This is a genomic window from Azospirillum thiophilum (assembly GCF_001305595.1).
GTDB classification, from domain to species: Bacteria; Pseudomonadota; Alphaproteobacteria; order Azospirillales; family Azospirillaceae; genus Azospirillum; species Azospirillum thiophilum.
In genome coordinates this window covers 1,101,350-1,114,762 of record NZ_CP012402.1, presented here as the reverse complement: position 1 = coordinate 1,114,762, position 13,413 = coordinate 1,101,350, and the positions used below count along the sequence as shown (strand labels likewise).

Below are 13,413 nucleotides of genomic sequence, written 5' to 3'. Positions count from 1 at the left end.
CGCCCCCTCGCATCGCGTTGCGATCCGCGATAACCTGGGGTTATGAACATCAAGCAGCTCGAAGCCTTCAAGGCCGTCGTCGAACTGGGAAGCTTCACGCGGGCGGCTGAAAGGCTGCATCTTTCCCAGCCCGCGGTCAGCAAGCTGATCATGCTGCTCGAGCGCAGCTGCGGCTTCGCCCTGTTCCATCGGCAGAAGAACGGCGTCATTCCCACCGCCGAAGGCGAGATGCTCCATTCGGAGGTCGAGCGGGTCTTTCTCGGCGTCGAGTCCGTGTCGGCACGGGCGCGTGCCATCCGGCAGCTCGACTACGGCGAGATCGAGATCGTCGCGTTTCCATCGCTCGCGACCCGTGTCCTGCCGCCGATCCTGGCGCACTTCCTTCGGTCGAAGCCGGGGCTGCGGGTGACGGTGTCGAGCCGCAATTCCTGGCTGCTCGTCGACCGGGTCGCCTCGCAAGGGGTCGATGTCGGCTTCGGCATGGTCGCCATCGAGCGTCCCGGCGTCCGTTTCGACAGGCTGTGTTCGATGGACGCGGTCTGCGTTCTTCCGGCCGGCCACAGGCTGGCCGCGCGCCCGGTGATCGAGGCCGGGGACCTGCACGGCGAGCGCTTCGTCGCCATGGTCGAGGAGGATCGGGCCCAGCTCAAGGTCGATCGGGCCTTTTCCGATTGCGGTGCCCGGCGCGACGTCGTCCTCAAGGCACAGCTGACCGAAGCCTGCTGCTCCTTCGTGGCTGCCGGGATCGGGGTCGCCGTCGTGGACCCGTTGAGCACCGTCGATTTCGCCCCGGGCCAGCTCGTCGTTCGCCCCTTCCGGCCGCTGGTGACCTACGACATCTGGACCGTCACGCCGAGCTATCGGGAAATCCCGTTGGCCGCTCAAGCCCTGATCGCGCATGTCCGGACCGGCTTGACGGCGAGAATCGCGGAGCTTGCAGGAAGGATCGGCACTCCGGAATAGGTGCCCCGGAACTGGGCGGCGGCAGACATATCCTCCGGTTATGACAGAGCTGTCACAAGCGATTTGACCGCACCGGCGGGCATGCCCCTCAATTCCATCGCAATGAACGGGAACCGGTACAGGCGGAGCCTTCCTGCCGATGTCCCGTCGTCGATGATTTGAGGTGGATGATGGACGCTATTACCGTGCTTACCCCGACGGGGACGCTTGGATACGGTTTCGGCGCGGACGCCTTGGCCCGCGGCATGTCGCTGGGGCCGGCCGTCATTGCAGTGGACGCCGGTTCGACCGATCCCGGGCCGCATTACCTCGGTTCCGGCAAGCCGCTGGTATCGGATGTCAGCATCAAGCGGGAACTGACCACGCTCATCCGCGCCGGACGGCAGGCCGGCATCCCGGTCATCGTCGGCAGCGTCGGCGGTTCGGGATCGGGGGTCCAGGTCGAGCGGACCGCCCAACTGGTTCGCGAGATCGCCCGGGAGCAAAATCTGTCGTTCAGGCTCGCGACCATCCGCTCCGACATTCCGATCGAACGGGCCAAGTGGGCAGTCGCGGCCGGCGAGATCGTCGATTTCGAGGCCGGCAGCCCGCTGACCGAAGACCTGCTGGACGAGACCGTCACGCTGGTCGCGCAGATGGGGCACGAGCCGATCTGCGCGGCGCTCGACGGCGGCGCGGACGTCATCATCGCCGGCCGAGCCTGCGACGATTCAGTGATCGCGGCCTTCCCGATCTGGCGCGGGGCGGACCCGGCCCTGGCGATCCATATGGGAAAGATCCTCGAATGCGGTGCCTTCTCGGCCGAGCCGTTCGCCATGGACGTGATGCTCGGCACGGTGGAGGGGGACAGCTTCCTGCTGGAGCCCGGCAGCATGGCACGGCGCGCCTCGGTCAAATCCGTCGCCGCCCATTCGCTCTACGAGCGGGAGAATCCCTTCAGGCAATCCGGCCCCGGCCATGAGATCGATCTGTCCGGCTGCTCGTTCGAGCAGGTCGGGGTGCGTCAGGTCCGGGTGCGCGGTGCCACGCTGACGGAGACGGCCGACTATTATGTGAAGCTGGAGGGAGCGAGGCTTGCCGGCTACCGGTCCATCGCGATCGCCGGCATCCGTTGCCCGACCACCATCCGGGCGCTCGACGCGATCCTGGCCGATGTCCGCGGCAAGGCGTTGGATTATTTCGCTCCGGCACCGATTGCCGTGGCCTTCCATGTCTATGGCGGCAACGGGGTGATGAAGGAGCTGGAACCGGAAACGGCACCCCAGCGCGAGATCGGCCTGGTGATCGAAGTGACGGCTGCCGACCAGGAACTGGCGCATGCGGCCTGCCACCAGATCAGCGGCGCGATGCTGCATTATCACTATCCGGGGATCATCAACACCTCGGGCAACCTTGCCTTCCCCTATTCGCCTTCGGACCTCGATCTGGGGCCGGTCTACGAGTTCAGCGCCTACCACCTGATGAAGGTCGACACGCCGACCGAGCTTTTTCCCATCCGCTACGAGGATCTGTGAGATGAACACGCGTCCCCTCAAGGATCTCGCCGACATCGTCCGCAGCAAGAACGCCGGTCCCTACCGGATCACCTTCGACATCCTGTTCAAGGACAAGGCACGCTACGAGGCCGTCCGCGCGACCGGCGCGATCAGCGCGGTGTCGGTTGCCAAGGCCTATGGCATCGATGTCGCACAGGTGTCGTCCTTCTTCGAGATCGACATGGCCAATGCGATCAAGATCACCATCAAGCGTCCGCGCACCCAGGGCTCGTCCGGGGACGGCGACATGTACGGCTGCCAGCATCATGTTCCGCTGATGCTGATCGAGGTGCCGACGCCATAGCGTTCGGCCGACTCCGGCGGATCGGCGTCAGAGACATCTATCCTGACGCCGGTCCCGGCCGGGCCTCCGTTCATCATCATTCCGCCAGGGAATGGCTTGGCGCTACCGGTCCGGCGCGGTTTCCTCCAGCAGCCAGTCCCGGAACGCGACCAGCGGCGGGTGCAGGGCACGTTCGGAGGGCCAGACGAGATAATAGGCCTCGGCGCTCTTCATCGGCAGGTCGAGGGCCTTGACGAGCGTGCCGGTGCGCAATTCGTCCTCGATCAGGAATTCGGGCAGCAGGGCGATTCCCACGCCGGCCGCCGCCGCCTGGGCCGCCGTGGCGAACTGGTCGAACAGCATGCCATGAACGGCATGGGCATCGGCACCATGCTGCATCAGCCAGCGTTCCCAGGCATCGGGGCGCGTCGTCAGGTGCAGCAGCGGCGCCTTCCTCAGATCGCCTGCCTCCTGGAAGCCGTGCCGGTCCCGCAGGTCTGGGCTGCAGGCGGGCACCACCGTTTCCGAACGCAGCAGGGCGCAGTCCGCCCCGGACCAATCGGCGGTGCCGAAATGGATGGCGGCGTCGATCGGTTCGAGCCGGAAGTCGAAATGCGACAGCCGGGTCATCAGGTTGATGGTGATGCCGGGATTGCCGGCGATGAATTTCGGCAGCCGGGGCGCCAGCCAGCGGGCTCCGAAGGTCGGCAGGATGGCCAGCGTCAGGGTGCCGCCGAACGGGTTGGCCCGCAGGTTCAGCGACGCCGTGCTGATCTTGCGCAGGGCGTCGCGGATTTCGCGGGCGTAGCCGATTCCCCCGGCCGTCAGCCGGATCGTCTGACGCTCCCGATGGAAAAGCTCGACCTCCAGCTGCTCCTCCAAGGCCCTGATCTGCCGGCTCACGGCGCTCTGGGTCAGCGACAGCTCGCGCGCGGCCGCGGTCACGCTGCCCGTCCGCGCCGCCGCCTCGAAGGCGGACAGCAGGGCGAGCGAGGGCAGAAAGCGGCGGGGACCCTGCATGTCATTCTCCAGGCGAATAACCTCGTGCAGAAAGATCGCTTGGCGGCCCGGTCCGGCGCAAGCCAGTCTGGCGGGGCATCGCGCGATTCCGGCGGTGGAACGCAGCCCGCGCGACCTCGCAGAACCTTGTATGGGCAGGGAGACCCCGTTGGCATGCTGAACGATCCGCGCTCTCATGGGCTTTGGGAAATGACCGCGCCGCCTGCGCCCCCGACCGTTGCCCTGGCCGGATCGCAGCGGGCCGACGTCGTCGTCGTGGGGGCCGGCTACACCGGCCTTTCGGCGGCGCTTCATCTGGCCGAAGGTGGCGCCGGGGTGGTGGTGGTGGAGGCGGCGGAAGTCGGGTTCGGTGGTGCCGGCCGCAATGTCGGTCTGGTGAATGCCGGCATGTGGGTGATGCCGGAGGCCCTGGTCGAGGTGCTGGGATCCGAGTATGGCGAACGCTTGCTGGATTTTCTCGGGAACGCACCGAGGGCGGTGTTCGATCTGGTCGAGCGGCACGGCATCGCCTGCGAGGCCGAGACGAGCGGCACGATCCATTGCGCCGTCGGGGCCAAGGGCCTCCGTGAACTGGAGGACCGCGCGGCGCAGTGGCAGCGTCGTGGTGCGCCGGTGGAACTGCTGACCGCGGCCCAGATGGCGGACAAGGTCGGGACCTCCGCCTATGCCGGCGGACTGCTCGACCGTCGTGCCGGCACCATCCAGCCGCTCGCCTACGCCCGCGGTCTCGCCCGGGCGGCCATGGCCGCCGGCGCCCGCATCTTCACCGGCAGCCCGGTGCTCTCCACCGAGAAAACCGGGGGAGGGTGGACGGTGCGCACCCCCGCCGGGGATGTTTCCGCCGACTGGGTCGTCGTGGCCACCGACGCCTATTCGAGCGGGCCATGGGCGGCGATCCGCGAGGAGCAGGTTCATCTGCCCTATTTCAACTTCGCGACCGAGCCGCTGAGCGAGGCGGCGCGAGCCGAGATCCTGCCCGAACGCCAGGGCGCGTGGGACACCAAGGAGGTGCTCAGCTCGTTCCGGTTCGACCGGGCCGGGCGTCTGGTGTTCGGCAGCGTCGGCGCGTTGAAGGGTGCCGGTGCGGCGGTGCATCGGGCCTGGGCCAGGCGCGCGCTCAAGCGGCTGTTCCCCCGCATCGGCGATGTGCGGTTCGAAGCCGAATGGTATGGCCTGATCGGCATGACGAGCGACAACCTGCCGCGCTTCCACAAGCTGGACCGGAACGTCCTGTCCTTCTGCGGCTACAATGGGCGCGGCATCGCTCCCGGCACCGTGTTCGGCCGCGCTCTGGCGTCCCACATCCTTGGGCAGGTCGGGGAACAGGATCTGCCGCTTCCGCTGTCGATGCCGGAAAATCCACCGTTCCGGGCCGCCAAGGAAGCCTATTACGAGGTGGGCGCGCAGTTGGCCCATCTGGCCGGCGCGCGCCTGTAGGCGGTTCGGCTGGGGCGGCGGTCAGGCCGCGTTGAGGGTCGACGCGAACAGGTCGAGCCGCTCCAGCGTGAACGAGACGAAACTGTCGACGAGATTGAACGAACGCGCCGCCTTCGGCCGGATCAGCCAGATGTCGAATTCGACGGTGGGCTCGAACCGGCGGACGACGATGCGCGTGTCGTCGTTGTTGAAGGCGCTGATCGGATCGACCACGGCGACGCCGGCCTTCGCCGCGACGAAGGAAAAGGCGGTTTCCGATTGGCCGGCTTCGATCCGGCTGCGCCGCGTCACCTTCAATTCGTCGAATACCCGGTCGATCATGAAGCGTGAGTGATCCTGGGGACCGAGGGAAACGAAATCCTCGTTCGCGAGGTCGTGGGCGTGGATCGTCTGGCGGTCGGCCAGATGATGCCCCGCCGGCAGGATGCAGACCCCGCGCAGTCGGTGCAGATGGGCGCTGACCACCTCGGGCCGGTCGCCAGGCAGGATGCTCAGTCCGAAATCCACATGCTGGGCGGCGACGGCGTCGATCAGGCTGCGTGAGCGCATGCTTTCCAGCCGGAAGCGCGTGTCGGGATGCGCCTCGCAGAAGCCCCACACGATGTCGGGCAACACCCGCCGGGCGATGGCGGGAAATGCGCCGAGGCTGACCGACCCCCAGTTCTGGTCGCGCAGCGCAGTCGCCACCCGTGCGATCTGGCCGACGCCGATGAACATGCGCTGGACCTCGTTGTAGAGGGCTTCGGCCTCGCGGGTCGGCGTGATCTTGCTCCCCTGCCGGTTGAACAGACGGAAGCCGCAGCTGCGCTCGAATTGTGCGATCAGTTGGCTGACGGCGGGTTGCGAGATGCTCAGCCGCTCGCCGGCACGCGTCACGCTACCGCTTGCCATGACCGCCTGGAAGGCTTCGATCTGTCGGACGTTCATCGCAAGCCTTCATAAGTTCAGCTTATTCTCATGGGCAAATTATCTATTATAACATTATGAAAGACAACGCGATCATGGGCTCCGAAGCGCCGATCCCATCGGTTTTTCGTCCGCTCAAGCAAAGGGGGATCTCCATGACGCCTCGTTTCGCCAAGTCGCTTGCACTCCTCTCCATCCTGGCGACCGGCCTTGTTTTTGGTGCGGGTGCCCAGGCCGATCAACTCGACCGCGTCAAGCAGCGCGGCAAGCTGATCGCCGGCATCCGGAACGATTACGTGCCCTTCGGCTTCCTCGACCAGAAGGGTGAATTGACTGGATTCGAGATCGATCTCGCACGGGCCGTCGCCAAGGACATGTTCGGCTCGGAGACTGCGATCGAACTGGTCCCGGTCGTCGCCTCGAACCGAATCGAGCTGTTGAATGCCGGGCGTATCGACGTGATCTTTGCGACGCTGGGCAAGACGGCCGAGCGTGAAAAGGTCATCGACTACACGGCCGAATATTATCTGATGGCCGGCATGGTTCTGCTGGCGCCGAAGTCGGCCGAGTATAAATCCTGGAACGACGTCAAGGGCCACAAGCTCTGCGGAAGCCAGGGGAACGTCTACAACAGGACCCTGATCGAGAAATACGGCGCGGAGCTGGTCCTGTTCACCGGAACCTCTGAGATCTACAAGGCGTTCCAGGACAACCGCTGCGACGCCATCGCCTATGACGGCCCGAACCTGCACATGAAGGTGAACGAGAGCGGTTGGAGCGACAAGTACAAGATCGCGCTCGATACGTTCGACTACATCCCGATTGGCGGCGGCGTCCGCAAGAACGAGCCCGCCTTCCTGAATGCCGTCAACAAGGCGATCATCCGGGCCGAGGCATCGGGGCTGATGGCGGACGGTGAGAAGAAATACAATCTCGGCGTCAGCGACTACGTGACCAAGCGGGCCGCGGACGCAAAGGTGAAGGCAGCCGCGGCGAATTGAGCCACCATGGCGGTCAAGCCCTTCGCGCCATCGGAAAAAAAGCCATGCACAAGATCAAGGTCGTGTCGCGGCGAGCGCCGCGGGTGGTGGAGCAGGCCCTGTGCCTGGATGATTTCGAGCCGCTCGCCGAGCGGAAGCTGCCACGGGCGATCTTCAAATACGTCTCCGGCCATGCGGAGGACGGCGCGACGCATCGCCGGAACCTGAAGAGCTTTGCCGAACGCTCCTTCGTTCCGAATATTCTTGTCGACGTCTCCCGGACGGACGCCTCGACCCGCATCTTCGGGGTCGATTATGCCAGTCCCTTCGGGATCGCCCCCATGGGGTTCAGCCGGCTGGTGGCGCCGGATTGCGACGTGCTCTTCGCGCAGGAGGCGGCGCGGGCGAGGCTTCCGTTCATCCTGAGCGGAGCGTCCCTGACCCGGTTGGAGGAGGTGCGGCAGGCCGGGGCGACGAGCTGGTTCCAGGCCTACATTCCGGGTGACGAGACGCGCATCCTTCCGCTGGTCGAACGGGTGGAGCGGGCGGGATTCGACACGCTGGTGGTGACCGTCGACACGGCGGTGCATGGCCAGCATGAACTCGCCGCGCGCCATGGCTTCCGCTCGCCGGTGCGGCCGACCGCCGATCTGGCGTGGCAGGGAATGACGAGGCCGGTCTGGCTGTGGCGGGTGCTGCTGCGCAGCCTGTTGACGCGCAACGCGCCGCATTTCGAGAACATGGACGCGGAGCGCGGGCCGCCGGTGTTCTCCCGGACGCTCGTCCGCGACATCGGCCTGCGGTCGAGCCTGTCCTGGACGCATATCGGACTGCTTCGCCGGCGCTGGACGGGCAAGCTCGTCCTCAAGGGGGTGATGTCGGCCGCGGACGCGCGGATGGCCGAGAAGGTCGGTGTCGACGGCGTCATCGTCTCCAACCATGGCGGCCGGCAGATCGACTGCGCCCAAGGTTCGCTCGACCTGCTGGAGCGCATCGCCGGTCAGGTCGACCGTCTGACCGTGATGTTCGACGGTGGCATCCGTCGCGGCAGCGACGTCCTGAAGGCGGTGAAGCTCGGCGCGCAACTCGTTTTTGTCGGGCGGCCTTTCCTGCTGGCTGCGGCGGCCGGCGACCGGGTGGGGGTGGAGCATGCCATCGCCCTGCTGAAGGACGAGATTACCCGGACCATGGCGCTGCTGGGCATCAACCGGCTCGACGAGTTCGACGACATTCCACTCATTCGTGACAGCCGGGGCTGACCGCATGCGGACACCTGTTCGATTCCCGATTGCAGGAGCGCCGGCATGACGCTTGATTTCAGCTGGCTGCTCGACCCGCTCTATCAGACATGGCTGTTGCGCGGCATCGGCACGACGATCCTGCTCAGTCTGCTGGGCATGGTCCTGATGTTCGCCATCGGCATCGCCGGCGCCGCCTGCCTTCACCTGAAGCTGCGGTTCCTGCAATCGCCGGTCACGATCTTCGTCGAGCTGTTCCGCAACACCCCGCCGCTCGTCCAGCTGTTCTTCCTGTACTTCATGCTGTCCGAGATCGGCCTGACGCTGACCGATCCGGTGACGGGCGGCCGGATCCCGCTGTTTACCGGTTTCACCTGCGTGGTGCTGTCGCTCGGCCTCTACAATGGGGCGATCGCGGTCGAAATCATCCGGTCCGGCCTGCTGGCCGTGCCGGCCCAGACCGTCGAGGGTGCCCGCTCGCTGGGATATTCCCGGCTGCAGACCTTCCGCTACGTCGAACTGCCCATCGGCCTCAGGATGAGCATCCCGCCCATGACAAGCAACATCGTCAGCCTGATCAAGACCTCGTCCCAGGCCGTGCTGGTGGCCGTGGCGGACATCATGTACGGGGCGACGCAGATCATGCTGGAGACGTTCCGCAACCTGGAGGTCATGCTGCTGATCTGGGTCATCTATCTCGTGATCGCCAGCCTTGCCGTGCTGGTGGTGCGAAGGATCGCCGCCCTCTTCCGCATCCCCGGCTACGGATCGTGACGGCCATGAATGCGGAGCTCAAGCTTTTCGCCCTCGGCACCGCCGGTGTCACGCTGGTCCTCGCGGCGCTGCTCGTCATCGTCTATGGCGCGGAGACCGGGCCGGTTCTCCAGGCGCTCGCCGCGCGGACGCCGCTTCTGCTGAGCGGTTCCCCCGATTTCAGCCGGTTCGAAGGAGGTTTCGCCGCCAACATCGTCATCAGCATCTGGGCGATGGCCATCGCCGCCGTCGCCGGCACCGCGCTCGGCGTAGGGATGATCTCGCAATCCTCGCTGGTCCGGACCCCGTCATTCCTGCTGATGAACGTGCTGCGGAACTCGCCCTGGCTCGTCGTGCTCTACGCGATGCTCTATCTGCTGCCGTTCGAGATCGCGCTGTTCGGCACCGTCTTTTCGTTCTCGCCGATGATCAAGGCGGTCATCGGGCTGGCGCTGCCGGTTACTGCCAACGTCGCCGAGGTGTTTCGCGGCGGCGTCGAGGCCGTCCCGACCGGCCAATGGGAATCGGCCCGCTCGCTTGGCTACCGCCGGCTTCAGATCCTGCACCGCGTCGTGGTGCCCCAGGCGATCCAGTTCATGACGCCGAACCTGATGACGACCTACGCGATGCTGTTCATCGGCACCAGCCTGGTCGTGGTGACAGGGGCCGACGACGTGCTGTCGGTCGCCCGCACCGTCATCGCCAGCGACGGCGCGCAGTACGCCACCGCGATCTACCTCTACGTCCTGTTCCTCTTCTTCATCTTCTGCTTTCCGATCGCCATCCTGACGCGTTGGCTGGAACAACGGGTGCGAGTTCGCCAATGACAGATCATCAGCAATCCGCCCCGTTCATCGAGATGCGGGACGTCTATAAATCCTTCGGTTCCACCGCGGTCCTCAAGGGCGTGACGCTGTCCGTCCGCGACGGCGGGGTGGTCTGCATCATCGGGCCGTCCGGCTCGGGCAAATCGACGATCCTGCGCTGCATCAACGGCCTGATGACGATCGACCGGGGCACGATCCGCGTCGGCTCCTTCGCGGTCGAGACGCTGAAGAGCGACAAGCAGTTGGTGCCGCTGCGGCATCAGGTCGCCATGGTCTTCCAGCAGTACAACCTCTTCCCGCACCGTACGGTGCTGCAGAACCTGACCATGGCGCCGGTCCAGGTGCTGGGCGAGAATCCGGCCGCCGTGCGCGAACGGGCGCTGGCCCTGCTCGCCAAGGTCCGGCTGACGGGAAAGCAGGATTCCTATCCCGGCGAATTGTCCGGCGGCCAGCAGCAGCGCGTCGCCATCGCCCGTGCGCTCGCCATGCAGCCGAAGGTCATCCTGTTCGATGAGGTCACCGCCGCGCTCGACCCCGAGATGGTCAGCGAGGTTCTGAACGTCATCCGCGATCTGGCGCGCGAGGGCATGACCTGCGTGCTGGTCACGCACGAGATGCGTTTCGCCCAGGAGGTCGCGGACGAGGTCTTCTTCACCGACCGCGGCGTGATCGTCGAGCATGGCCCGCCCGGCACGATCTTCCAGAACCCCACCGACCCACGGCTGAAAGCCTTCCTCGACAAGGTTCTGTGACGTCAATTCCAGACAAGAGCCATTCCAGACAAGGGCCATTCCCTCAAGGAACGCGATGACACACCCTCTCAAAATCCTGGTCCCCGATGCCCATCTCCGCGACCTCGACGTCGAGCGCGGAGTCTCGGGCGACCGGCTCGACTATCTCGTGTTCGACGAGACCGACCCGGCGGCCATTCCGGACGAGGCCTGGCGCTCCTGCGACGCGATCCTGGTCTGGCACCGCATGCGGATCACGCCGGAAGTCGTCGCGAAGCTCGACAACTGCCGCCTCATCGTAAGGGTCGGCGTCGGCTTCGACAATGTCGACGGCGCGGCGTGCCGGGCGCGCGGCATCCCGGTCTCCAATGTGCCGAACTACGGCACATCGGAGGTGGCCGACCACGCCCTGGCCATGCTGCTCCACCTCGTGCGCGGGCTGGGATCCTATGAGGCCCGGCTGAAGGCCGATCTTGCGGCCGGCTTCATGGCGGAGGACGTTCCGGTGGTGCGCCGGATCCGGGGCGCCACCTTCGGCGCCATCGGCATGGGGCGCATCGGCACCGCGATCATCCGCCGGGCCGCCGCCTTCGATATGAAGGTGATCTACGTCGACCCCTACCTCCCGGAGGGCCATGAACTCGGCCTGGGCATCGAGCGGGTGAGGACGCTGCCGGAACTGCTGTCCCGCTCTGACGTGGTCAGCCTGCATGTGCCGCTGTCGGAGGCGACCCGCAACCTCATCGGCAGGCCGGAGCTGGCGCAGATGAAGCCCGGCGGCATCCTGCTCAACATCGCCCGCGGCGGCCTCGTCGATGTGGACGCCGTGCACGATGCGCTGAAAAGCGGGCACCTCGCCGCCGCCGGACTGGACGTGCTGCCCAAGGAACCCCCTGTCCCGCCGCCGCCGCTGATCGCGGCCTGGCAGGCGGAGGAACCCTGGCTCGCCGGCCGTCTCGTCGTGACGCCGCACGCCGCCTTCTATTCCGCGGCGGGCTATCTCGACATGCGCACCTTCTCCGCCGAGATCCTGCTCGATTTCCTGTTCGAGGGACGGCTGCGGAACAACGTCAACCCAGGCTGGGACGCGAAGGCGTCCTAAGCCCTCCTTCTTCAGGAACGAGCCATGGCCTTCCAGCAGCACGAAACCCACTTCAGGGCCCTGAGCGACGAGGAACTCGACGCGTGGCGGGTGATCCCGCCGGCGGTCGCCTCGGACTGCATGAACCGCACCCAGGTGATGAACGCCGCGATCAAGCCGATTCGGGACGGCCAGATCCTGTGCGGCCAAGCCCGCACGGTGACGACCATGGTCGGGGATTGCGGCCCGATCTGCGCCCTCATCAGCAACGCCCGGCCCGGCGAAATCGTGATGGTCGATGCCGGCGGGGTCGAGGATACGGCGGTCTGGGGCGGCGTCATGGCGGAGGAGGCGATTCATCGCCGGCTGGGCGGTGCCGTCATCGACGGTGCCATCCGCGATGTCGCCGACATCCGCAAGGCGGGCTTCAGCATGTTCTGCCGGTCGGTGGTGCCGCGTGGGCCGCATCACGGCTTCGGCGGCATCATCGACGGGACGATCTCGGTCGCCGGCGTGCCGGTGCGCTCCGGCGACATCGTGCTCGGCAACGACGACGGCGTGGTGGTCGTTCCGCTGGAGCAGGCTGCGACCGTGCTGGCGGCCGCGCAGGCCCATCTGCTCAAGGAGGAAAGCTGGATTCGGGACATCCGCAGCGGCGTGTCGATCCCGAAGATGTTCGAGCTGCCGAGCGCGAAGTGAAGCCAAGGTCATGCCAGGCGTAAGGCGCCATGGACGTTGCCCATGTTGCCCATGCCCGGTTCCGCTTCTGCAGATGGAACCAGACGTCTGGTGGTGAAGCCGTCGGCGATGCGCGCCCCGTCGCTGTCCCGCAGGATCTCGAACCAATGGGACAGCGACGCCGTGCCGTCGCGGCGTTGCCCGCACAGCCGCACGCTCAGGCGGTCGCCCGGATTGATGTTGCCGTGATAGAACAGGTCGCGGCCGGTGGTGACCGCACGGGCGCTGACGTCGCGGAACAGCGCCCATTCCGCACGGTCGAGGATCGACTGGAAGGACGCGAAATACAGGAATCCCGCCCCGTTGAAATCTCCATGCGGGCATGGGTCGATGGCGACGCTGGCGATTTCCTGGCGAGCACCGCGGCTGAAGCCGCGATGCTCGAGCCAATCCTTGCGGCGGAAACCCTGGCACAGTCGGGCGAGGGATGAGTCCTGCCCCGCATCCGTCAGCATCGGCGGGCAGGGATGGGGCAGGGCTCGGAGAACGCTGCGGTTGTCGTCCGCCACCGCGCGGCGCAGGAAGATCGACAGCAGTTCCAGCGTCGCGACCGGGCGTCCGTCCACCGTGACGGTCTGGACGCTCTGATATTGGGTGCGGGACACCTGCGCGATCCGGCCGGCGAAGTGCAGACGGTCATGCTCGGCCACATGATCGAGCCTGCCTCCGCTCAGGCGCAGGCCGGTGAAGGTGGCATAGAGCGTGGCGCCGTCCCGGTCGCGGAAGGCCGGAACCGGCAGCCCGAGGGCGTCGGCCAACATCAGCCAATGACGGTGCCCGGCCTCCTTCAGCAGCCAGTTTTCCGATAGCCCGTTCCGGGACAGCTGCGGCATTCCCAGCGTCACGGTATCCGACGCGGCGTTGCGTGGGGAAGCGCCGGACATGGGCGGCGCAGGCAGGGCGTGGAGCATGGCGCAAGGC

Annotated in this window: 14 protein-coding genes; 11 read left to right on the top strand and 3 right to left on the bottom strand. The window is 66.3% G+C overall.

Annotated elements, in window-relative coordinates; all coding sequences use genetic code 11:
* Positions 1–42: 42 nt before the first annotated feature.
* The 3 genes from AL072_RS18530 to AL072_RS18520 all read left to right on the top strand — a co-directional run bounded on the left by AL072_RS18530 (position 43) and on the right by AL072_RS18520 (position 2,802).
* Positions 43–963: a LysR substrate-binding domain-containing protein gene (locus AL072_RS18530; protein ID WP_052710077.1), complete on the top strand. Its 921-nt coding sequence runs from the start codon at positions 43–45 to the stop codon at positions 961–963.
* A gap of 185 nt (positions 964–1,148) precedes the next feature.
* Positions 1,149–2,477: an acyclic terpene utilization AtuA family protein gene (locus AL072_RS18525; protein ID WP_200909841.1), complete on the top strand. Its 1,329-nt coding sequence runs from the start codon at positions 1,149–1,151 to the stop codon at positions 2,475–2,477.
* Between the two features lies 1 nt (position 2,478).
* Complete coding sequence (locus tag AL072_RS18520; protein WP_045582833.1) at positions 2,479–2,802, top strand: DUF4387 domain-containing protein; 324 nt, start codon at positions 2,479–2,481, stop codon at positions 2,800–2,802.
* A gap of 102 nt (positions 2,803–2,904) precedes the next feature.
* On the opposite strand, the gene AL072_RS18515 is transcribed toward AL072_RS18520, so the two are convergent.
* Positions 2,905–3,801 (bottom strand): LysR family transcriptional regulator, encoded by an 897-nt coding sequence (locus AL072_RS18515; RefSeq protein WP_045582834.1) that lies wholly within the window; start codon positions 3,799–3,801, stop codon positions 2,905–2,907.
* Positions 3,802–3,990: 189 nt separating this feature from the next.
* Between AL072_RS18515 and AL072_RS18510 the strand changes: the two genes are divergently transcribed.
* Positions 3,991–5,238, top strand: coding sequence for an NAD(P)/FAD-dependent oxidoreductase (locus AL072_RS18510; protein WP_245636842.1), 1,248 nt, complete (start codon positions 3,991–3,993; stop codon positions 5,236–5,238).
* 21 nt (positions 5,239–5,259) lie between these two features.
* Here the strand turns inward: AL072_RS18510 and AL072_RS18505 are convergent, their stop codons facing one another.
* Positions 5,260–6,165: a LysR substrate-binding domain-containing protein gene (locus AL072_RS18505; protein ID WP_045582836.1), complete on the bottom strand. Its 906-nt coding sequence runs from the start codon at positions 6,163–6,165 to the stop codon at positions 5,260–5,262.
* A 134-nt stretch (positions 6,166–6,299) separates the two neighbouring features.
* Between AL072_RS18505 and AL072_RS18500 the strand changes: the two genes are divergently transcribed.
* From AL072_RS18500 to AL072_RS18470, 7 genes are read left to right on the top strand one after another with little or no spacing between them, the layout of a single operon-like run.
* Complete coding sequence (locus tag AL072_RS18500; RefSeq protein ID WP_045582837.1) at positions 6,300–7,145, top strand: transporter substrate-binding domain-containing protein; 846 nt, start codon at positions 6,300–6,302, stop codon at positions 7,143–7,145.
* Positions 7,146–7,189: 44 nt separating this feature from the next.
* Positions 7,190–8,383 carry an alpha-hydroxy acid oxidase gene (locus tag AL072_RS18495; protein WP_045582838.1) on the top strand — a complete coding sequence of 398 codons (1,194 nt, stop codon included), beginning with the start codon at positions 7,190–7,192 and terminating at the stop codon, positions 8,381–8,383.
* Between the two features lie 45 nt (positions 8,384–8,428).
* Positions 8,429–9,136 (top strand): amino acid ABC transporter permease, encoded by a 708-nt coding sequence (locus tag AL072_RS18490; protein ID WP_045582839.1) that lies wholly within the window; start codon positions 8,429–8,431, stop codon positions 9,134–9,136.
* Positions 9,137–9,141: 5 nt separating this feature from the next.
* Positions 9,142–9,942 carry an amino acid ABC transporter permease gene (locus AL072_RS18485; protein WP_045582840.1) on the top strand — a complete coding sequence of 267 codons (801 nt, stop codon included), beginning with the start codon at positions 9,142–9,144 and terminating at the stop codon, positions 9,940–9,942.
* Positions 9,939–10,694: an amino acid ABC transporter ATP-binding protein gene (locus AL072_RS18480; RefSeq protein WP_045582841.1), complete on the top strand. Its 756-nt coding sequence runs from the start codon at positions 9,939–9,941 to the stop codon at positions 10,692–10,694. Before AL072_RS18485 ends, AL072_RS18480 begins: the two co-directional genes overlap by 4 nt.
* A 55-nt stretch (positions 10,695–10,749) precedes the next feature.
* Positions 10,750–11,775, top strand: a complete 1,026-nt coding sequence (locus AL072_RS18475) for a C-terminal binding protein (RefSeq protein WP_045582842.1) — start codon at positions 10,750–10,752, stop codon at positions 11,773–11,775.
* Positions 11,776–11,799: 24 nt separating this feature from the next.
* On the top strand, positions 11,800–12,453 hold the full coding sequence (locus AL072_RS18470) for an RraA family protein (protein ID WP_045582843.1): 654 nt from the start codon (positions 11,800–11,802) through the stop codon (positions 12,451–12,453).
* Between the two features lie 8 nt (positions 12,454–12,461).
* Here AL072_RS18470 and AL072_RS18465 read toward each other — a convergent pair whose 3' ends face one another.
* Entirely contained in the window at positions 12,462–13,403 is a 942-nt protein-coding gene (locus AL072_RS18465) for a Pnap_2097 family protein (RefSeq protein WP_082109009.1), read from the bottom strand.
* Between the last annotated feature and the right edge of the window lie 10 nt (positions 13,404–13,413).

Bases quoted from the DNA above. Each gene is read 5' to 3' on its own strand.
- AL072_RS18530 (WP_052710077.1), top strand. From the start codon at position 43: ATGAACATCAAGCAGCTCGAAGCCTTCAAGGCCGTCGTCGAACTGGGA.
- AL072_RS18520 (WP_045582833.1), top strand. From the start codon at position 2,479: ATGAACACGCGTCCCCTCAAGGATCTCGCCGACATCGTCCGCAGCAAG.
- AL072_RS18515 (WP_045582834.1), bottom strand. From the start codon at position 3,801: ATGCAGGGTCCCCGCCGCTTTCTGCCCTCGCTCGCCCTGCTGTCCGCC.
- AL072_RS18510 (WP_245636842.1), top strand. From the start codon at position 3,991: ATGACCGCGCCGCCTGCGCCCCCGACCGTTGCCCTGGCCGGATCGCAG.
- AL072_RS18505 (WP_045582836.1), bottom strand. From the start codon at position 6,165: ATGAACGTCCGACAGATCGAAGCCTTCCAGGCGGTCATGGCAAGCGGT.
- AL072_RS18500 (WP_045582837.1), top strand. From the start codon at position 6,300: ATGACGCCTCGTTTCGCCAAGTCGCTTGCACTCCTCTCCATCCTGGCG.
- AL072_RS18495 (WP_045582838.1), top strand. From the start codon at position 7,190: ATGCACAAGATCAAGGTCGTGTCGCGGCGAGCGCCGCGGGTGGTGGAG.
- AL072_RS18490 (WP_045582839.1), top strand. From the start codon at position 8,429: ATGACGCTTGATTTCAGCTGGCTGCTCGACCCGCTCTATCAGACATGG.
- AL072_RS18485 (WP_045582840.1), top strand. From the start codon at position 9,142: ATGAATGCGGAGCTCAAGCTTTTCGCCCTCGGCACCGCCGGTGTCACG.
- AL072_RS18480 (WP_045582841.1), top strand. From the start codon at position 9,939: ATGACAGATCATCAGCAATCCGCCCCGTTCATCGAGATGCGGGACGTC.
- AL072_RS18475 (WP_045582842.1), top strand. From the start codon at position 10,750: ATGACACACCCTCTCAAAATCCTGGTCCCCGATGCCCATCTCCGCGAC.
- AL072_RS18470 (WP_045582843.1), top strand. From the start codon at position 11,800: ATGGCCTTCCAGCAGCACGAAACCCACTTCAGGGCCCTGAGCGACGAG.
- AL072_RS18465 (WP_082109009.1), bottom strand. From the start codon at position 13,403: ATGCTCCACGCCCTGCCTGCGCCGCCCATGTCCGGCGCTTCCCCACGC.